The sequence below is a fragment of the Mesorhizobium kamtschaticum genome (assembly GCF_056174585.1).
Window position 1 is genome coordinate 268,303 of sequence record NZ_CM149691.1, and the last position, 19,151, is coordinate 287,453.

Below are 19,151 nucleotides of genomic sequence, written 5' to 3' on the forward strand. Positions count from 1 at the left end.
GAGCCCGACGCCCCTGAGGTAATTACGCCGCCACAGCCCGGCACTGCCGCCGTCACGCCGATGATGGAGCAGTTCATCGAGATCAAGGCGGCGAACCCGGACTCGCTGCTGTTCTACCGCATGGGCGATTTCTACGAACTGTTCTTCGACGATGCCGAGAAGGCAAGCCGGGCGCTGGGCATCGTCTTGACCAAGCGCGGCAAGCACCAGGGCCACGACATCCCGATGTGCGGCGTGCCGGTGCATGCGGCTGACGACTATCTGCAAAAGCTGATCGGCCAGGGGTTCCGCGTCGCGGTGTGCGAGCAGATCGAAGACCCGGCCGAAGCCAAGAAGCGCGGCGGAAAATCGGTGGTGCGCCGCGACGTGGTGCGGCTGGTGACGCCGGGCACCATCACCGAGGACAAATTGCTGGCGCCGTCGGAATCGAGCTTCCTGATGGCGCTGGGGCGGGTGAAGGGCGGCAGCGACCATTCCTTCGCAATTGCCTGGATCGACATCTCGACCGGCGCCTTCCGCGTTGCCGAGACCACGGCCGACCGGTTGCTCGCCGACATCTTCCGTGTCGATCCGCGCGAGCTGATCGTCGCCGAGCCGGTGTTCCACGATCCCGAGCTGAAGCCGATGTTCGACGTGCTCGGCCGCGTCGCCAATCCGCAGCCGCCGTCGCTGTTCGATTCGGCTTCGGCCACGGGGCGCATCGCGCGCTTCTTCGATGTGGCGACGCCGGACAGTTTCGGCACGTTTTCGCGCGCCGAACTGTCGGCGATCTCGGGCGCCATCGCCTATGTCGAGAAGACGCAGAAGGCCGAGCGTCCGCCACTGTCGCGTCCCGAACGCGAGGAGCAGGGCTCGACCCTGTTCATCGATCCGGCGACGCGCGGCAATCTCGAACTCTTGCGCACGCTGTCGGGCAGCCGCGAAGGTTCGCTGTTCAAGGCGATCGACCGCACGGTGACCGGGGGCGGCGCAAGGCTGCTCGCCGACCGGCTGATGGCGCCGCTGACCGACCCGGCGGCGATCGGCGCGCGCCTCGACTCGGTGTCGTTCTTCCGCTCCGAAACCCGGCTCTGCCAAGCGGTGCGGACGAGCCTGAAGAGCGTCGCCGACATGCCGCGCGCTTTGTCCAGGCTGGCGCTCAACCGCGGCGGCCCGCGCGACCTCGGCGCGCTGCGCGCCGGCTTCGAGGCTGCAGCTGCCATCGCCGGAATCTTTGCCGCGACCGCCCTGCCCCAGGAATTGGCCGGCGCAATGGCCGCTATCCAGGCGCTGCCCCAGGCGCTTGCCCAGCACCTGATGCAGGCGCTCGGCGAGGAACTGCCGCTGTTGAAGCGCGACGGCGGCTTCGTCCGTGGCGGCTACCATGGCGAGCTCGACGAGATGCGGGCGTTGCGCGACGAGTCGCGAAAAGTGATCGCCGGGCTGGAGCGCTCGCTGATCGAGGAGACCGGCATCCGCTCGCTAAAAATCCGGCACAACAATGTGCTCGGCTACTACATCGAGGTGACGGCGAATCACCACGCGATCATGACGGGCAGCGACGGCGCCAAGGCGCGCTTCATCCACCGCCAGACCATGGCCAACGCCATGCGCTTCACCACCACCGAACTTGCCGAGCTCGAGACCAAGATCGCCAATGCCGCCGACCGGGCGCTGAGCATCGAACTGGCGGCCTTCGATGCGCTGACGGCGGAAGCCGTCGGCGAGGCGGAAAAAATCCGCGCCGGCGCCGACGCGCTCGCCGTGATCGACGTGTCGGCGGCGCTCGCCCTGCTTTCGGAAAGCGAGGCCTGGTGCCGGCCGGTGGTGGATTCTAGCCTCGCCTTCGAGATTTCCGGCGGCCGGCATCCGGTGGTCGAACAGGCGCTGCGCCGCTCCGGCGAAGGCCCGTTCGTCGCCAATGACTGCGACCTCTCACCGGAGGGCAGCGCCAAGAACGGCGCGATCTGGCTGCTGACCGGCCCGAACATGGGCGGTAAATCGACATTCCTCAGGCAAAACGCGCTGATCGCCATCCTGGCCCAGACCGGCTCTTCGTGCCGGCGACGTCGGCCCATATCGGCGTCGTCGACCGGCTGTTCTCGCGCGTCGGCGCCTCGGACGATCTGGCGCGCGGCCGCTCGACCTTCATGGTCGAGATGGTCGAGACGGCGGCGATCCTCAACCAGGCCGGCGAACGGGCCCTGGTGATCCTGGACGAGATCGGCCGCGGCACCGCCACCTTCGACGGCCTGTCGATCGCCTGGGCGGCGGTCGAATATCTGCATGAGAAGAACCGCTGCCGGGCGATCTTCGCCACCCATTTCCACGAAATGACCTCGCTCGCCGGCAAGCTGGCGCGGCTTCACAACGTCACCATGCGGGTCAAGGAATGGGAAAGCGACGTCGTCTTCCTGCATGAGGTCGGCAAGGGCGCGGCCGACCGTTCCTATGGCGTGCAGGTGGCGCGGCTTGCCGGCCTGCCGGAAGCGGTGGTCGACCGGGCTAAGGAAGTGCTGCACCAGTTGGAGGAAGGCGAGGTTTCCGGCAAGACCAACCGGCTGGTCGACGACCTGCCGCTGTTTTCCGTGGCTGTGAAGCGGGAAATGCCGAAGCCGGTGAAGAACGACGCGCTCGGCGCCGCGCTGGGCGACATCAACCCTGACGAGATGACGCCGCGGGAGGCGCTGGAAGCGCTGTACCGGCTGAAGGGGCTTGCGGGGAAATAATTTTGCCATCCTGGCGGCGGCGCCGGAACCGCCAATCTCCCCCCTCGTGGGGGAGATGTCCGGCAGGACAGAGGGGGGGCGTCGTAGAGTGCTGACCCTGCTTAACTTGCCCTCTGACGATGCTCGGCAGAGAATGGCGCGACTAAGCAGTCGTTGTAAGATTGATATGTTGGCGGGACAGCGCCCCCCTCTGCCCTGCCGGGCATCTCCCCCACGAGGGGGGAGATTGGCAGCTTCACCCGCCCCTCAAATCATCTCCAGGCCGCGCTTGCGGGTCGGTGGCGGAAAGCCACGGTCGAGATCGGCGAGGTCTTCACTCGTAAGCTTGATGTTCAGCGCGGCAAAATTCTGGCGCACGTGATCCTGGCTGCTGGCCTTGGGAATGGCGATGACGCCCTCCTGGTGCATCACCCAGGCCAAGGCGATCTGCGCTGCGGTCGCGCCGTGGCGGGCGGCGACGGCATCGAGCCTGGCATTGCGCGCCAGCGCGCCCTGCTCGACCGGCGAATAGGCCATCAGCGGAATGCCGCGCTGCCGGCTCCAGGGCGCGAGATCGAACTCAAGGCCGCGACGGACCAGATTGTAAAGCACCTGGTTGGTCTGGACGTTGCGGCCATTGGCAACGCTGACTAAGTCTTCCATTTCCTCGGTGTCGAAATTGCTGACGCCCCAATGGCGGATCTTGCCGGTCTTCTTCAAGGCCTCGAAGGCCTCGACCGTCTCCGCCAACGGCACGCTGCCCGGCCAATGGAGGAGGTAGAGGTCGATGCGGTCGGTGCGCAGGCGCTTCAGGCTGTTTTCGCAGGCGCGCTGCACGCCCGCGCGCGACGCGTTGGATGGCAGAACTTTCGAGACCAGAAAAGTCTCGTCGCGGCGCCCGGCAATGGCCTCGGCGACGACTTCCTCGGCGCCGCCGCCGGCATACATCTCGGCGGTGTCGATCAACGTGATGCCAAGGTCGAGGCCAAGCTTGAGCGCATCGACCTCGCCAGCACGGCGACGCGAATCCTCGCCCATCTTCCACGTGCCCTGGCCGAGAACAGCAATGGCTTCGCCAGAGGGCAGCGTGGTGGTTCTGATGGTCGATGACATGGCAGGCTCCATTGGAGGCCGGATCGCATCACAGGACAGGCGAGAAATCCAGAGATGTTCTCGCCCAATTCTTCGTCGCGAAGAGGCTCACTTCACCGGATGAGCGGCGAGCCAATCCTGCATCTGCTTGATCTCGGCTTCCTGCGCGGCGATGACGCCTTCGGCCAGCTTGCGGATTTCCGGGTCCTTGCCATTGGCAAGCTCGACCTTGGCCATATCGATGGCGCCCTGATGGTGCGGGATCATGCCGCGGACGAAATCGACATCGGCATTGCCGGTGTATTTGACCATCATGTCTTTGTGCATCTTGTCCATCGCCTTCTTGTAGCCAACGGTGGCAGGGCTTTGCGCACCCATCGCCATGCCGGCCATGTTATGTTTCATCTCTTCGCTCTGCGCCGGAACGCTTTCGAGGAAGACGGCGAGCAGCATTCCGGCCGCCATCAGCAAAAGCACGAGTTTCTTGGCCAAGGTCATTCATGGTCTCCTGTTGCTTGGTTTTCGTATTTGGGGGTTTCGATCAGAGTTTCAACGTCCGCAGCCGCAATGCGTTGGCGATGACGGACACGGAGGACAGGCTCATTGCCGCCGCCGCCAGCATCGGCGACAGAAGCATGCCGGTGAGCGGATAGAGCACGCCGGCGGCGACCGGCACGCCAAGCACGTTGTAGAGGAAGGCGAAGAACAGGTTCTGGCGGATGTTGCCGATCGTCGCCTGGGCGAGCTTACGGGCCCGGACGATGCCGTTGAGGTCACCCTTGACCAAAGTGATGCCAGCGCTTTCGACCGCGACATCGGCGCCGGTCCCCATGGCGATGCCGACATCGGCGCTGGCAAGAGCGGGCGCGTCGTTGACGCCGTCGCCGGCCATGGCAACGCCGGCGCCCTTGCCGCGCAGCTCCTCGACCAGGGCTGCCTTCTGTTCCGGCAGCAGCCCGGCGCGGACCTCATCGATGCCGAGGCTTTTCGCGATCGCCTTGGCGGTGCGCTCATTGTCGCCGGTCGCCATGATGATCCTCAAGCCGCTGTCATGCAGCGCCCGGATCGCCTCGGCAGTGGTCGCCTTGATGGGATCGGCGACGGCGACGATGCCGGCCAGCTTGCCGCCGACGGCCATGAACATCGCCGTCTTGCCATCGCCCTGCAGCGCCTCGACCCTGGCCGACATGGAGATTATGTCGATGCGAAGATCAGCCATCATCGCGGCATTGCCGAGCGCGACGGTCTTGCCCGACACCGTGCCGGAAACGCCCTTGCCGGTCACCGCCTCGAAACCGCTGGCATCCGCCACGGTTACACCGCGCGCCGCGGCGCCTTCGACGATGGCCTCGGCCAGCGGATGCTCCGAGCCCTTCTCCAGGCTCGCGGCGAGCCCCAGCAATTCGTCTTCGGAAAAACCATTGGCGGCGACGACGTCGGTCACTTTCGGCCGGCCCTCGGTCAGCGTGCCGGTCTTGTCGACGATCAGCGTGTCGACGGAGGCAAAGCGTTCGAGCGCGGTGGCTTCCTTGATCAGCACGCCGGCATGCGCCCCGCGCCCGGTGGCGGTCATGATCGACATCGGCGTGGCGAGGCCGAGCGCGCAGGGACAAGCGATGATCAGCACCGAGACCGCCGAGACGACGGCGAAGATCAGGCTGGGTTCCGGGCCGAAGACGGCCCAGGCGATGAACGCCACGATCGCGACAAGGACGACTGCCGGAACAAAATAGAAGGAAACACGGTCGGCCAACCCTTGAATCGGCGCGCGCGAGCGCTGTGCCTTGGCAACGAGTTCGACGATGCGCGCAAGCGTGGTCTCGGCGCCGATCCGCTCGGCGCGCATGATCAGCGAGCCGTTCTTGTTGAGCGTGCCGCCAGTGAGGGCGTCGCCCTCGGCCTTTTCGACCGGCAGCGGCTCGCCCGTGATCATGGATTCGTCGATAGACGAACGGCCCTCGAGCACCGTGCCGTCGACCGGGATGGCGTCGCCTGGCCGGATGCGCAAGCGATCGCCGGCCTTGACGCTGTCCAGCGGCACGTCGGTCTCCGAACCATCTTCGGCGATGCGCCGCGCGGTCTTGGGCGCCAGATCGAGCAGAGCGCGGATCGCCGATCCGGTCTTTTCGCGGGCGCGCAATTCAAGCACCTGGCCGAGGAAGACCAGGGCGACAATGACGGCGGCAGCCTCGAAATAGACCGGCACCGCACCGCCGTGGCTGCGGAATTGATGCGGGAAGATGTCCGGGAAGAGCGTTGCGACGACGCTGTAGAGATAGGCCGCACCGACGCCGAGCGAAATCAGCGTCCACATGTTGGGGCTGCGGTTGACGACCGACTCCCAGCCGCGATGGAAGAAAGGAAAGGCGGCCCACAGCACGACCGGGCTTGCCAGCGCCAGCTCGATCCAGACCTTCGTGCGATCATCGACCAGGCCTTCGAACGTCAGGCCGATCATCGGCGCCATGGCGATGATCAGAAGCGGGATCGACAGGACCGCGCTGACCCAGAACCGCCTGGTGAAGTCGACCAGTTCGGGATTTGGCCCTTCATCGCCTGATGGTACGCCCATCGGCTCCAGCGCCATGCCGCAGATCGGGCAGGAGCCGGGCTTGTCGCGGATAATCTCGGGATGCATCGGGCACGTGTATTGCGTGCCCTTGGGCGCCGGCCTGTCGCTGAGATAGGTTTGCGGTGCCGCCTCGAATTTCACCTGGCAGCCGGCGGAACAGAAATAGAAGCCCTGGCCTTCATGGCGGACGAAGTGCCTGGCCGTGGCGCGGTCGACGCTCATGCCGCAGACAGGGTCGGTGGCCGTCAGATATTGTTCCGGCTCGGCCTGGAATTTCGTGCGGCAACCTTCACTGCAGAAATGATGGAGGCGGCCGCCATGCTCCGATGTCGGTTTGCCGGCTGCCGGATCCACGGTCATACCGCAGACCGGATCGCGCAGAACCGCATCCACGGCCGTGCCTTTCACCGAACAGCAGCCGCCATGGGCGCCGTGTGTGTGGTGGTCGCCGTGGTGATCATGATCTGAATGCGTCATTCCAAAAATGCCTTTGTGCCTCTGCCTGGTGCGGAGGTAGTGCTTCCAGTGACTGGAAGGTCAAGGCCTGTTGCGATTTTTCGCGTTTCGAGCTCAGCCAAGGGCGGTTCGCCCCGAAAAAGCCCACATTGCGTAGCGCAGCGTGTGCTAATGTAATCGACCCCTCCAACATGATGCCGATCCCATCAGTGCATGAAGTGTCTGGTCATCAATCTTGATCGGTCGCCTGACCGGCTCGCCCATGTCACGGCGGAGTTTGTCCGCATCGGCATCGCTTTCGAACGAATCGCCGCAATCGACGCCCGCGAGCATCCGGATCTGGTGCTGCAGCCGCAGCATGCGAAGTATGCTATACGGCGCCTGTCCCCCAGCGAGATCGCCTGCATGCACAGCCATCGCGCCTGCTGGGCCGTCATTGCTCATGACGAAGCGCCCTACGGCGCCGTCTTCGAGGACGACATTGTGTTCTCCGCGAATGCCGGCGCCCTGCTTGCCGACGGCGGCTGGATTCCAGCCGATGCCGATACCGTCAAGCTCGAGACATTCTTCAGCAAGACCATGATCCAGAGGAAGAGGACCGCTGTCGGCCACGGCTTTTCCGTGTTCAGGCTCCACAGGAGCCATATGGGGACCGGCGGCTACATCCTCTCCAGGCAGATGGCACGCGATCTGCTGGATGCCACCGCGCGGGCCAACGCGGCCGCCGATGACATTCTCTTCAACCCGGTATTCCCGACGTCGGGTGAAAAGACGATCTACCAGCTTGTTCCCGCGCTCTGCGCGCAGGACCAGTTCATGGGCAACAGACTGCCTAGCCTGCTTTACGAGGAACGCGAAGCCGAATGGGTCGCGAGCGGACTGACCACGAAACGCCGAAAGCCCCTCCGCGAAAAGATGAGGGTGGAAACCAGGCGCATCGCCGAGTGGATTGTCGACCACTGCAGACTACGGCGGTACACGGTGGTTCCCTTCGATCCACCCGAAGCAGAACGATAGATCTGTTTCCGTCCGCCGGGGCCTGATACCCGGCGCGGCCGCAACGCGCAGAGACATCGATGAAAAGCCAGCTTATCCGACACCCACCGTCGGAAACTGCTTGCCCGCATCGAGGAAAATCTTGGGCTCCGGGCGAATTCCACCTTGCCGCCAGTGACCTTGAATAGAAAATTCCTCCGGCCAGCCGCAACATGTCATCTCCCGGTAATCCTGGGAAGATAGTCGGTTTAAAAGCTTGGCTTTCTGATTGTGGCATAATATCCACTTCAGAAAAGATCAACAAACCATAACGTCACCTGTGCTAGAAGGCTCCTGCGCTGCTTGGCGGCTCCCGCCGGTTGCGGTGGGGGCAAGGATTTTGTACAAAGAATTTTGAACAGAATAGCTCGTAAAAATGAAGCGTCTGGTTATCAACCTCGATCGATCTCCTGACCGGCTTGCCCACATGGCGTCGGAGTTCGCCCGTATCGGCATCGGGTTCGAGCGCGTCGCGGGGATCGATGCCAAGGAGCATCCCGACCTGGTGCTGCAACCGCAGCACGCAATACACGCCATCCGGCCGCTCTCCGGCAGCGAAGTCGCCTGCCTGCATAGTCATCGAGCCTGTTGGACGATCATTGCCCAGGACGAGGCCCCATACGGCGCCGTGTTCGAGGACGACATGGTCTTCTCAAGCAAGGCCGGTGCCTTGCTGGGCGATACGAGTTGGGTGCCGGCCGACGCCGATGTCGTGAAGCTCGAGACGTTCTTCTCCAGAACCGTGATCCAGAGGCGAAGGACCTCCGCCGGACATGGTTTTTCCATGGTCCGGCTCCGCCAGGGCCATCCGGGGGCTGGGGGTTATCTGCTGTCGCGGCAAATGGCACGCGACTTTCTGGAGGCAACGGCGCAGATCAACATAGCTGTCGATGATCTCATCTTCGACCCCATCATGTCGGCCGGCAGGACTGTCTACCAACTTGTTCCGGCGCTCTGCGCACAGGACCAGTTCGTCGGCGAAAGGCTGCCAAGCCTGCTTGACCAGGAACGTGACGCCGCGCGGACCGCGAGCGGGCTTATGACAAGGCAGAGGAAGCCGGCAGCCGTGAGAATCGGCAGAGAGGCCGGGCGAACCATCAGGTGGATCGCCGATTTCTGCAGATTCCGGCAACGGATTGTCGTTCCCCTCGATCCGATCGAGGCAACGGAGTAGGCCGCTTGCCGGGCCACCGGCAGGCCCCATACCCAGCGCCGCGAAAACGCGCTATAGACGCCGCCCAAAAGGCAAGGCCAACCGGTACCTATGGCGAAAATCTCCCTGAAGCTCGATGAACTGATCGACGGCGAAGCCTTGCGCCGCGAGATGACCGCGCTGACGATAGCCACGGCCGGCGACGGTTCCGGAGCGGCCGCGCGCGCCGGCGTTCTCCAGCTTCTCAAGGCCCGGCTTGCCGAAGGCCGAAAGATCGCCGAGGCCATGCTGAAGGAAGATGGCGGCGGCAATGCCTGTGCCGAGCGGCTCTCGCATCTGATGGATGAGCTGATCCGGGCGCTCTACGATTTTGCCGCGACGCATGTCTACCGGGTGAAGAACCGTTCGTCGGCCGAACGTATGGCCGTTGTCGCGGTCGGCGGCTATGGCCGCGGCACGCTGGCGCCGGGATCCGACATCGATCTGCTGTTCCTCTTGCCTTACAAGCAGACGCCGTGGGGCGAACAAACCGTCGAATACATGCTCTATATGCTGTGGGATCTGGGCTTAAAGGTCGGCCACGCCACCCGCAACATCGATGAGTGCCTGCGGCTGTCACGCACCGACATCACCATCCGCACCTCGATCCTGGAAGCGCGCTTCCTGTGGGGCGAACGCAAGCTCTATGACGAGCTGATGCTGCGCTTCGACCACGAGGTGGTGCGCACGACCGGCCCGGAATATGTCCAGGCCAAGCTCGCCGAACGCGACGAGCGCCATGCCAAGGCCGGCGAGAGCCGCTATCTGGTCGAGCCCAATGTCAAGGACGGCAAGGGCGGCCTGCGCGACCTGCAGACGCTGTTCTGGATCGGCAAGTATTTCTACCGGGTGCGCACCGGCGAGGAACTGGTCGACAAAGGCGTCTTCACCGAGGCCGAGTACCGCGAGTTCCAGAAGGCCGAGGATTTTCTCTGGGCGGTGCGCTGCCACATGCACTTCCTGACCGGGAAGGCCGAGGAGCGGCTGCATTTCGACATCCAGCGCGAGATCGCCGAGCGGCTGGGTTACACCACCCATCCCGGCCTGTCGGCAGTCGAACGCTTCATGAAGCACTACTTCCTCGTCGCCAAGGATGTCGGCGACCTGACCCGCATCTTCTGCGCCGCGCTCGAGGAGGAGCAGGCCAAGCACGTGCCGGGCTTCAACCGCATCTTCCTCACCTTCCAGCGCCGCAAGCGCAAGCTCGCCGGTACTTCCGATTTCATCGTCGACAACCACCGCATCAACATCGCCGACGATCAGGTGTTCGAACGCGATCCGGTCAATCTGCTTCGGCTGTTCTGGTTTGCCGACAAGCACGGGCTGGAATTCCATCCCGATGCGCTGAAGCTGCTCACGCGCTCGCTCGGCCTGGTCAACAAGTCGCTGCGCCGCGACGAAGAGGCCAACCGGCTGTTCCTCGACATATTGACCTCGGACCGCAACGCCGAACTCAATCTGCGGCGCATGAACGAGGCCGGGCTGCTGGGCCGGCTGATCCCCGATTTCGGCAAGATCGTCGCCATGATGCAGTTCTCGATGTATCACCACTATACGGTCGACGAGCACCTGATCCGCTGCATCGGCGTGCTGGCGGAGATCGAGCGCGGCGACGGCGAGAAAGTGCATCCGCTGTCGCATTCGCTGATGCCGGGCCTGAAGAAGAGCCGCGAGGCGCTTTATGTCGCCGTGCTGCTGCACGATATCGCCAAGGGCAGGCCGGAAGATCATTCCGAGGCCGGCGCCCGCATCGCGCGCCGCATCTGCCCGCATATGGGGCTGTCCCCGGCGGATACTGAAACGGTCGCCTGGCTAGTCGAGAACCATCTCGTCATGTCGATGACGGCGCAGACCCGCGATCTCAACGACCGCAAGACGATCGAGGATTTCGCCTCGGTCGTGCAGTCGGTCGAGCGGCTGAAGATGCTTTTGATCCTCACCGTCTGCGACATCAGGGGCGTTGGACCCGGTGTGTGGAACGGCTGGAAGGGCCAGTTGCTGCGCACGCTCTACTACGAGACCGAACTGCTCCTGACCGGTGGCTTCTCGGAAGTGTCGCGCGCGCAGCGCACGGCGGCGGCGCGCGAGCGTCTGGCCGAGGCGCTCGCTGACTGGCCCGACAAGGCCCGCAAGCGCTATGTCGGGCTGCACTATGAGAATTACCTGCTGGCCGTGGACCTGCCGGACCAGATTCGCCACGCCGAATTCATCCGCGAGGCGGACGCGTCGGGCAACAAGCTCGCCACTATGGTCAAGACGCACCAGTTCGAGGCGGTGACCGAAATCACCGTTTTGGCGCAGGACCATCCCCGTCTTCTCTCGGTCATTGCCGGGGCGTGCGCCGGGGCCGGCGGCAACATTGTCGACGCGCAGATCTTCACCACGTCTGATGGCCGCGCCCTGGACACGATCCTGATCTCACGGGAATTCGACCGCGACGAGGACGAGCGCCGGCGCGCCGAGCGCGTCGGCCGGCTGATCGAGGACGTGCTGTCGGGCAAGAGCTGGCTGCCGGAGATGATCGAGAAGCGCACCAAGCCAAGGCGCGGATCCAAGGTGTTCAAGATCCCGCCGCGCGCCGAGATCCGCAACACGCTGTCGAACCGGTTTTCGGTCATCGAGGTCGAAGGCCTCGATCGTCCCGGCCTGCTGTCGGAGATCACCGGCACGCTGTCCGACCTGTCGCTCGACATCGCATCGGCGCACATCACCACTTTCGGCGAAAAGGTCATCGACACCTTCTATGTCACCGACCTCACCGGCCAGAAGATCGACAGCCCTGCCCGCACCGCCACCATCCGCAACCGGCTGATGGCGACGCTCGAAGGCATCGCGCCCGAGCGCAATGGCAAGACCAAGGCCGCCGCCGAGTGACGGCCATCATCACTTTATCCCAATCCCGCAGGCAGTTTCCAAACGCATGAGCCTCGTCAAGAAATTCGCCACCGTCGCTTCCGGCACGCTGATGAGCCGCGCGCTCGGCTTTGGCCGTGAGATGCTGATGGCCGCCGCACTCGGCACCGGACCGGTGGCCGACGCCTTCAACGCCGCCTTCCAGTTTCCCAACACCTTTCGCCGGCTGTTCGCCGAAGGCGCCTTCAATGCCGCTTTCGTGCCGCTGTTTGCCAAGGAGATCGAAACGCATGGCACCGACGGCGCCAAGCGCTTCTCGGAGGAAGTGTTCGGCGTGCTGTTTTCGGCGCTTTTGGCGCTGACCATTGTCATGGAACTGGCGATGCCGCTGATCGTGCGCTACCTCGTGGCGCCGGGCTTTGCCGACACGCCGGGCAAGTTCGAGACGACCGTCGCACTGGCGACGATCATGTTCCCATATCTCATCTGCATGTCGCTCGCCGCCATGATGGCCGGCATGCTGAACTCGCTGCGCCGCTATTTCGCGGCGGCGATCGCGCCGGCGTTCCTCAACATCATCCTGATCAGCGTGCTTGGCTATGCCTGGTATCATGGGCTGGATGCCCGTGCCGTCGGCTTCAGCCTGTCCTGGGGCGTGCTGGCGGCGGGACTTGTGCAACTCGCCATCGTCTGGGTGGCGGTGCGCAATGCCGGCATCTCGATCGGCTTCCGCCGGCCGAAGATGACGCCGAACGTCAAGCGCCTGCTGATCCTGGCGCTGCCGGCGGCGATCACCGGCGGCATCACCCAGATCAACCAGCTGATCGGCACCGCGATCGCGTCGGCGCAAGACAGCGCGGTGTCTTCGCTCGCCTATGCCGACCGCGTCTATCAGCTGCCGCTCGGTGTCGTCGGCGTGGCGGTGGCGATCGTGCTGTTGCCAGAACTGTCGCGGGCGCTGAAATCGGGCAATCTCATCGAGGCCGCCAATCTGCAGAACCGCTCCGTCGAGTTCACCTTGTTCATGACCTTGCCGGCTGCGGCAGCGCTCTGGGTGATGGCGGAGCCGATCGTGCGGCTGGTCTATGAGCGCGGCGCGTTTGCCGCCAACCATTCGACGCCCACGGTGGCGGCAATCCTGGCGATCTTCGGTCTCGGCCTGCCGGCCTTCGTGCTGATCAAGGCCTTCACCCCCGGCTATTTCGCCCGCGAGGACACCCGCACGCCGATGATCTTCGCCGCCATCTCGGTGGCGGTGAACGTCGCCACCGCGCTGACGCTGTTTCCCAGGATGGGTGCACCCGGCATTGCGGTCGCATCAGCCGTGGCCGGCTGGGTCAACGCGCTGATGCTGCTTGCCGTGCTGATCCGGCGCGGCCATTGGGGCCGCGACGTGCCGCTCCTGAAACGCATTCCCCGACTGGTTCTGTCGGCCGCGGTGATGGCGGTGGCGCTGTATTTCGCCGAGCATTGGCTGGCCGTCAGGCTCGGTCCCGGTTCGCCGCTGGTCATCAAGGCGACGACACTGCTGGCGCTGGTGGCCGGCGGGGCGCTGCTCTACTTCGTCACCGCGTTTGCTACCGGCGGCGCCGATTTCGGCATGATCCGGCGCAATGTCGGGCGCAAGGGAGTGCCGCCAGCCGCAAAGACCGGCATCGACGACTAGAGCCTCAATCGACATATAGCTCCATCTTGATCGCGGCGGCGTCTTCGTCCATAAGCGCGCCGTCGCAAGACTTTCGCCGCGCGCGGTTTCCAGCCGCATGATTGGCTCCAAAAAGTCTGCAACTTTTTGGAATCATGCTTATACGGCCCTCCACAAGCCATGAGGAAACCCATGTCCGCCTTCAAGCCCCTCGTCTTCTCCGGCGTCCAGCCGACCGGCAACCTGCACCTCGGCAACTATCTCGGCGCCATCAAGAAATTCGTCGCCCTGCAGGACACATCCGACTGCATCTATTGCGTCGTCGATCTGCACTCGCTGACCGCCCAGCTGGTCCATGACGACCTTGCCGACCAGACGCGCTCGATCACCGCGGCGTTCCTCGCCTCCGGCATCGACCCGAAGAAGCACATCGTCTTCAACCAGTCGCGGGTGATGCAGCACGCCGAGCTCGCCTGGATCTTCAATTGCGTCGCGCGCATCGGCTGGATGAACAAGATGACGCAGTTCAAGGACAAGGCCGGCAAGGACCGCGAAAATGCCTCGCTGGGCCTGCTCGCCTATCCCTCGCTGATGGCTGCCGACATCCTGCTCTATCGCGCCACGCATGTGCCGGTGGGCGAGGACCAGAAGCAGCATCTGGAACTGACCCGCGACATCGCGCAGAAATTCAACAATGATTTTTCGGGCCGCATCGCCCGCCTTGGCGTCGGCGTCGAGATGCAGGTCGGCGAGGAGACGGTGAACGGCTTCTTCCCGATCACCGAACCGGTCATCGGCGGCCCGGCGGCGCGCATCATGAGCCTGCGCGACGGGTCGAAGAAGATGTCGAAGTCGGACCCGTCGGACCTGTCGCGCATCAATCTGACCGACGACGCCGACACCATCTCGAAGAAGATCCGCAAGGCCAAGACCGATCCGGAAGCCTTGCCGAGCGAAGTCGACGGGCTGGAAAGCCGACCGGAAGCGGAAAACCTGGTCGGCATCTATGCCGGGCTGGCCGAGATGTCGAAGGCCGATGTGCTGAAGGAATTCGGCGGCCAGCAGTTTTCGGTGTTCAAGCCGGCGCTGGCCGATCTTGCGGTGGAGAAGCTGGCACCGATCGCCGGCGAGATGCGCCGCATCGAAGGCGACCGCGCCTATGTCGATGCGGTGCTCAGGGACGGCGGCGAACGCGCCGGCGTGCTCGCCGAAACGACGATGAAGACGGTGCGCGATATCATCGGGCTGCTGCAGGGCTGATCCGCATCGTCAGTGCACCGCACCATACTGGCACAAGATATGCTGGCCTAAGGCCGGCGGCTTGCCGCCGGTCGGCGGCGGTGGCAGATTGCGGCCGAAACGCACCGAGTAGATAGACATGGTCTCCAAACGCCTCAGCCGCGAAGCCGGTCATCGCAGGAAATTCCTGACGATCATCGACGATACGCCCGAGTGTGAGCGCGCCGTCGCCTACGCCTCGAAGCGGGCGCAGAGCACCAGCGGCACGCTTGTGCTGCTCTATGTCATCGTACCGGACGATTTCCAGCACTGGCTGGGCGTCGAAAAGATCATGCGCGAAGAGGCGAACGCCACGGCGCGCGCGGCTCTCGACGGCTACGCCAACAAGGTGCGCCAGAAGCTCGGCATCGAGCCGGAGATGGTGGTGCGCGAAGGCAAGCCGACGGAAGAGATCCACAAGCTGATCGAGGACGACCAGGACATCGCCATTCTGGTGCTGGCGGCCGGCGCCGGCAAGGAAGGCCCCGGACCGCTGGTCGGCGCCGTGGCCGGCAAGGGCGCCGCCTTCCCCATTCCGGTCACGGTCGTGCCGCAGAATCTGTCGGATGAGGAGATCGACAGCCTCGCCTGAGGTATGCTGATATTCAGGTGAGGCCAGCCTGCAAATGGCGGCTTCCTGCGCTTCCCCGTTCTACTGCGTCGCAGTAGAACTGAGCTCACGTACTTCAAGTACGCTCCGCTCCGGTTCTCGGAAACCACCATTCTCGACTCGGCCTGACCTGAATCTCAACACATCTCCACATGAGTGCAGGTGTGCAAAAACATTCCGCCAGACAGCCGTTCGGGCGATGCGTTTCGCTTGAATGTCCAGCCGATAGAGCCTATTTAGAACTATTCCAAACTATCTGCCCGAAACGGGCACGGAGACGGCCATGTTCATCCAGACCGAATCGACACCCAATCCGGCGACACTGAAATTCCTGCCCGGCAAGGAAGTGCTGCTCGAAGGCACTGCCGATTTCCGCGATGCTGACAGTGCGGCAACCGCCTCGCCGCTGGCCGGCCGGCTGTTCGAAATCCCGGGCGTCACCGGCGTTTTCTTCGGCTACGATTTCATCACCGTGACCAAGGACGGCCCCGACTGGCAGCACCTGAAGCCAGCGATCCTCGGCGCCATCATGGAGCATTTCATGTCCGGCGCGCCTGTCATGGCCAAGGCCGGCCCGGCCGCCGAGACCAGCCAGACCGGCGAATTCTACGACAAGGCTGACGAGGAACTCGTCATCACCATCAAGGAATTGCTCGACACGCGGGTGCGCCCGGCGGTGGCCCAGGATGGCGGCGACATCACCTTCCGCGGTTTCGAGAACGGCACCGTGTTCCTGCACATGAAAGGCGCCTGCGCCGGTTGCCCGTCATCGACAGCGACGCTCAAGCACGGCATCCAGAATCTCCTGCGTCACTTCGTGCCGGAGGTACAGCAGGTCGAGCAGGTCTCCTGACGTCCCTTTGATAATTCTACCCTGCTGACCATCTGGTCCGATTTTCTTCGCTTCCGGCGCATCGATCAGAAGGAACTCCAAATTGATCTACGAACTTCGCGTTACCGGGCTTTGCCGGGACGCTTGCCGGCGCTTCTTGATCGCTTCGACAAGATCACCCTCAAATTATGGGAAAAGCACGGTATCCGCCAAGCGGGTTTCTTTACCACGCTGATCGGTGCTTCGAACAACGAACTGACCTACATGCTGGCATGGGAATCGCTGGCCGAACGCGAAGAGCACTGGACGGCGTTCGTGAAGGACCCTGCCTGGGCGCAGGCGCGAGAAAATTCCGAGCGTGATGGCCAGATCACCGAGACAATCACCAACCAAATTTTGGTTCCCACCTCGTTCTCGGCGGTGTCCTGACCGCCGAGCAGGCGTCGCATCGCGCAAACAACAAAAAACCGGGCCGAATTGCCCGGTTTTCTGTTTGGGACGTCCGTTGTTGCCTAGACGGTCCGCGTACGAAACGTGTCTGACCATGATCCCGCGAGGGATCGTGGTCCTTACATCACGATGACCTTGGCGCCGACCGAGGCGCGGTCATAGAGATCGATGATGTCCTGGTTCATCAGCCGGATACAGCCAGACGACATCGCCTTGCCGATCGAGTTCCATTCCGGGCTGCCGTGCAGGCGGTAACCCATGTCACCGCCCTTGTTGAACAGATACATGGCGCGCGCGCCGAGCGGGTTCTTCAGGCCCGGCTCCATGCCATCGGCGAACTTCGCCAGCTCCGGCTGGCGCCTGATCATTTCATGGGGCGGCGTCCAGGTCGGCCATTCGCGCTTCAGCGCGATATGGGCGGTGCCATGCCACTCGAAGCCCTCGCGGCCGACGCCGATGCCGTAGCGGATCGCCAGGCCGTCGCCCTCGACGAAATAGAGGAACTTGTTCTGCGTATCGACGATGATGGTGCCCGGCTTTTCCTTGGTGTCGTAGTTCACTTCCTGCCGGTGGAACTGCCTCGGCACTTTTTCGATCGGGATGCGCGGCAGTTGGTAGCCAGCATCGGTCACCGCGCCGTAGTCGTTGGAGAAGATCTGCCCGCCAATGGTGCTGCAACCGGCGATGGCCGTGGACAGCGCCAATGCGGCAATTATTGCAAGCGACTTCATGCGCATGAGATGATCCGGAGCCCCGCCCAAACGTCAGCGGCACGAGTCGGCCGCTTTCTTGCCGTCATTCATGCTGGCATTTGCTTTGCTTGCCAAGCGCACGATGCCTATATGCGGGAACTTACGTGCTGGTAAGCGTATCACTATGGCATTTCGGCAACAGCCCTCACCGGATTGTGAAGTAAATTCAATGGGGGCGACATCAAACGGTTACCTGGAATCGAGGATCAGCATGAATGTCGGCGACGCTGCCCACCGTTCAGGCCTGCCGGCCAAGACCATCCGCTACTATGAGGAGATCGGCCTGATCGCGCCGGCGCGCGCCGCCAACGGCTACCGCGATTATTCCGGCGACGATATCCACCGGCTGGCCTTCCTGCGCCGCGCGCGCAACCTCGGCTTTTCCATCGACGATTGCCGCCAGTTGATGGCGCTCTACCAGGATCGCGGCCGCGCCAGCGCCGACGTGCGCGAGATCGCGGCCGCCCATGTCACGGCGATCGAGGAAAAGGTGCGCGAACTGCAGTCGATGCGCACGACCCTGCAGAAACTGATCCACGCCTGCCATGGCGACAACAGGCCGGACTGCCCGATCCTGGATGACATGGCAGGGGCTGCGGCGCCTGGCGATAGAGCCGCCGCACAGTCCGCCTGAGGGCCATGCCAAGAATAGAGATCACGAGAAAGTGAACGTGACGACGCCATTGGCTTCTGATCATTGGATGCCTCCCATCGATGGAGGTTCGCCGTGCCCGCTTATGCCATTCTTGCCCTGGCCATTGTCGCCGAAGTCATCGCAACGAGCGCGATGAAGGCCTCGGAAGGATTCACCAGGTTTGGTCCATCGGTAGTGGTGCTGCTCGGTTACGCAGCGGCGTTCTTCTTCCTCGCGCAGGTTTTGGACCGGATACCGATCGGCATCGCATACGCTGTGTGGGCGGGCGGCGGCATCGTCCTTGTCGCGCTGGTCGCCTGGATTGTCTATGGGCAAAGGCCGGATGCTGCGGGCCTTATCGGCATGGGCCTGATCCTGGCTGGTGTGCTGGTTCTAAACCTGTTGTCCAGGACCAGCGCCCATTGATCCAGACCATATCTGTCAAACATAGGACCGCCGCGAAAGCCGGAGACCGCGGACAATCGGCCTGCTGAACTGCCTGCTCGATGCGGCCATATCCGGTGAAACAGGGACTTCAGTCTTATTTGCGCGATTGCTAATATACATATAGATTAATCGACGCGGGGATAATCACACCCAAAAGCCCACACCCGCAATGGCCGGTGCAGCCCCCCTATAAACCCAAGCCAAGCTGCGCCGGCCATTTCGCCAGCCATATTCCGTAACGTCAGCCTTTATATGTCGACCAACTAAAGTAACGGAACGTCCAATGGACATTAACGGAACCTAAACGGTCCCCTCGAACCTTTGCGTCCGGCACGCAAGACCTTAGTCCTGCCATTCTCTAACAAAGAACAGAAGTTGATAGGCACGACATAGGGCCGCTCTGCAAAGGATCAATACCAGACTGCACCCAGCCGAATATTGCGCGATCACGGAAGGCAGCTTCAGGCCGGGCCGGTATGTACATTTGACAAACCATTGTCGCGCGAGTGATCGCGCCCTGGATGCACCGCTTGCCGGTCCCCTCGTAGGAACGACCCGACACGCTCAGTCGGGGGGACATGGGGTCGTGCCGGGTCGTTGCGGGTCAGGCTTTTGG

Annotated in this window: 13 protein-coding genes and 2 pseudogenes; 11 read left to right on the forward strand and 4 right to left on the reverse strand. The window is 63.3% G+C overall.

The genetic code is table 11. The features are described 5' to 3' along the window. Nucleotides 1–60: 60 nt before the first annotated feature. Nucleotides 61–2,708 (forward strand): annotated as a pseudogene (mutS, locus tag AC0V7N_RS01270) (DNA mismatch repair protein MutS). A 246-nt stretch (nucleotides 2,709–2,954) separates the two neighbouring features. Here mutS and AC0V7N_RS01275 read toward each other — a convergent pair. From AC0V7N_RS01275 to AC0V7N_RS01285, 3 genes are all read right to left on the reverse strand, one after another. Then, entirely contained in the window at nucleotides 2,955–3,800 is an 846-nt protein-coding gene (locus AC0V7N_RS01275) for an aldo/keto reductase (RefSeq protein ID WP_475453994.1), read from the reverse strand. A gap of 87 nt (nucleotides 3,801–3,887) precedes the next feature. Next, nucleotides 3,888–4,277: a CopM family metallochaperone gene (copM, locus tag AC0V7N_RS01280; RefSeq protein ID WP_258587683.1), complete on the reverse strand. Its 390-nt coding sequence runs from the start codon at nucleotides 4,275–4,277 to the stop codon at nucleotides 3,888–3,890. A gap of 43 nt (nucleotides 4,278–4,320) precedes the next feature. Beyond that, nucleotides 4,321–6,828 (reverse strand): heavy metal translocating P-type ATPase, encoded by a 2,508-nt coding sequence (locus AC0V7N_RS01285; RefSeq protein WP_475453997.1) that lies wholly within the window; start codon nucleotides 6,826–6,828, stop codon nucleotides 4,321–4,323. A 192-nt stretch (nucleotides 6,829–7,020) separates the two neighbouring features. Here AC0V7N_RS01285 and AC0V7N_RS01290 point away from each other — a divergent pair, with 192 nt between their 5' ends. The 8 genes and pseudogenes from AC0V7N_RS01290 (at nucleotide 7,021) to AC0V7N_RS01325 (ending at nucleotide 16,681) form a co-directional block, all read left to right on the forward strand. Next, on the forward strand, nucleotides 7,021–7,824 hold the full coding sequence (locus tag AC0V7N_RS01290; RefSeq protein WP_496627662.1) for a glycosyltransferase family 25 protein: 804 nt from the start codon (nucleotides 7,021–7,023) through the stop codon (nucleotides 7,822–7,824). 394 nt (nucleotides 7,825–8,218) lie between these two features. Next, entirely contained in the window at nucleotides 8,219–9,016 is a 798-nt protein-coding gene (locus tag AC0V7N_RS01295) for a glycosyltransferase family 25 protein (RefSeq protein WP_475454000.1), read from the forward strand. 90 nt (nucleotides 9,017–9,106) lie between these two features. Further along, nucleotides 9,107–11,908 (forward strand): [protein-PII] uridylyltransferase, encoded by a 2,802-nt coding sequence (locus AC0V7N_RS01300; protein ID WP_475454002.1) that lies wholly within the window; start codon nucleotides 9,107–9,109, stop codon nucleotides 11,906–11,908. 46 nt (nucleotides 11,909–11,954) lie between these two features. After that, nucleotides 11,955–13,553, forward strand: coding sequence for a murein biosynthesis integral membrane protein MurJ (gene murJ / locus AC0V7N_RS01305; protein WP_475454004.1), 1,599 nt, complete (start codon nucleotides 11,955–11,957; stop codon nucleotides 13,551–13,553). Between the two features lie 171 nt (nucleotides 13,554–13,724). After that, nucleotides 13,725–14,792: a tryptophan--tRNA ligase gene (trpS, locus tag AC0V7N_RS01310; RefSeq protein WP_475454006.1), complete on the forward strand. Its 1,068-nt coding sequence runs from the start codon at nucleotides 13,725–13,727 to the stop codon at nucleotides 14,790–14,792. Between the two features lie 118 nt (nucleotides 14,793–14,910). Then, nucleotides 14,911–15,402 (forward strand): universal stress protein, encoded by a 492-nt coding sequence (locus tag AC0V7N_RS01315; RefSeq protein ID WP_027040424.1) that lies wholly within the window; start codon nucleotides 14,911–14,913, stop codon nucleotides 15,400–15,402. A 301-nt stretch (nucleotides 15,403–15,703) separates the two neighbouring features. Then, a complete protein-coding gene (locus AC0V7N_RS01320; protein ID WP_172220273.1) occupies nucleotides 15,704–16,273 on the forward strand; it encodes a NifU family protein in 570 nt (189 codons plus the stop codon). A gap of 82 nt (nucleotides 16,274–16,355) precedes the next feature. Continuing rightward, nucleotides 16,356–16,681 (forward strand): annotated as a pseudogene (locus AC0V7N_RS01325) (NIPSNAP family protein). A gap of 140 nt (nucleotides 16,682–16,821) precedes the next feature. Here AC0V7N_RS01325 and AC0V7N_RS01330 read toward each other — a convergent pair. After that, nucleotides 16,822–17,439 carry a L,D-transpeptidase gene (locus AC0V7N_RS01330; RefSeq protein WP_475454008.1) on the reverse strand — a complete coding sequence of 206 codons (618 nt, stop codon included), beginning with the start codon at nucleotides 17,437–17,439 and terminating at the stop codon, nucleotides 16,822–16,824. Nucleotides 17,440–17,665: 226 nt separating this feature from the next. Between AC0V7N_RS01330 and cueR the strand changes: the two genes are divergently transcribed. Together cueR and AC0V7N_RS01340 are read left to right on the forward strand one after the other, a co-directional pair. After that, nucleotides 17,666–18,088 (forward strand): Cu(I)-responsive transcriptional regulator, encoded by a 423-nt coding sequence (gene cueR, locus AC0V7N_RS01335; RefSeq protein ID WP_475454010.1) that lies wholly within the window; start codon nucleotides 17,666–17,668, stop codon nucleotides 18,086–18,088. 93 nt (nucleotides 18,089–18,181) lie between these two features. Beyond that, entirely contained in the window at nucleotides 18,182–18,514 is a 333-nt protein-coding gene (locus tag AC0V7N_RS01340; RefSeq protein ID WP_475454012.1) for an SMR family transporter, read from the forward strand. Nucleotides 18,515–19,151: the final 637 nt, after the last annotated feature.

Bases quoted from the DNA above. Each gene is read 5' to 3' on its own strand.
- AC0V7N_RS01320 (WP_172220273.1), top strand. From the start codon at position 15,704: ATGTTCATCCAGACCGAATCGACACCCAATCCGGCGACACTGAAATTC.
- AC0V7N_RS01315 (WP_027040424.1), top strand. From the start codon at position 14,911: ATGGTCTCCAAACGCCTCAGCCGCGAAGCCGGTCATCGCAGGAAATTC.
- copM (WP_258587683.1), bottom strand. From the start codon at position 4,277: ATGACCTTGGCCAAGAAACTCGTGCTTTTGCTGATGGCGGCCGGAATG.
- AC0V7N_RS01295 (WP_475454000.1), top strand. From the start codon at position 8,219: ATGAAGCGTCTGGTTATCAACCTCGATCGATCTCCTGACCGGCTTGCC.
- AC0V7N_RS01330 (WP_475454008.1), bottom strand. From the start codon at position 17,439: ATGCGCATGAAGTCGCTTGCAATAATTGCCGCATTGGCGCTGTCCACG.
- trpS (WP_475454006.1), top strand. From the start codon at position 13,725: ATGTCCGCCTTCAAGCCCCTCGTCTTCTCCGGCGTCCAGCCGACCGGC.
- AC0V7N_RS01290 (WP_496627662.1), top strand. From the start codon at position 7,021: ATGAAGTGTCTGGTCATCAATCTTGATCGGTCGCCTGACCGGCTCGCC.
- cueR (WP_475454010.1), top strand. From the start codon at position 17,666: ATGAATGTCGGCGACGCTGCCCACCGTTCAGGCCTGCCGGCCAAGACC.
- murJ (WP_475454004.1), top strand. From the start codon at position 11,955: ATGAGCCTCGTCAAGAAATTCGCCACCGTCGCTTCCGGCACGCTGATG.
- AC0V7N_RS01300 (WP_475454002.1), top strand. From the start codon at position 9,107: ATGGCGAAAATCTCCCTGAAGCTCGATGAACTGATCGACGGCGAAGCC.
- AC0V7N_RS01275 (WP_475453994.1), bottom strand. From the start codon at position 3,800: ATGTCATCGACCATCAGAACCACCACGCTGCCCTCTGGCGAAGCCATT.
- AC0V7N_RS01285 (WP_475453997.1), bottom strand. From the start codon at position 6,828: ATGACGCATTCAGATCATGATCACCACGGCGACCACCACACACACGGC.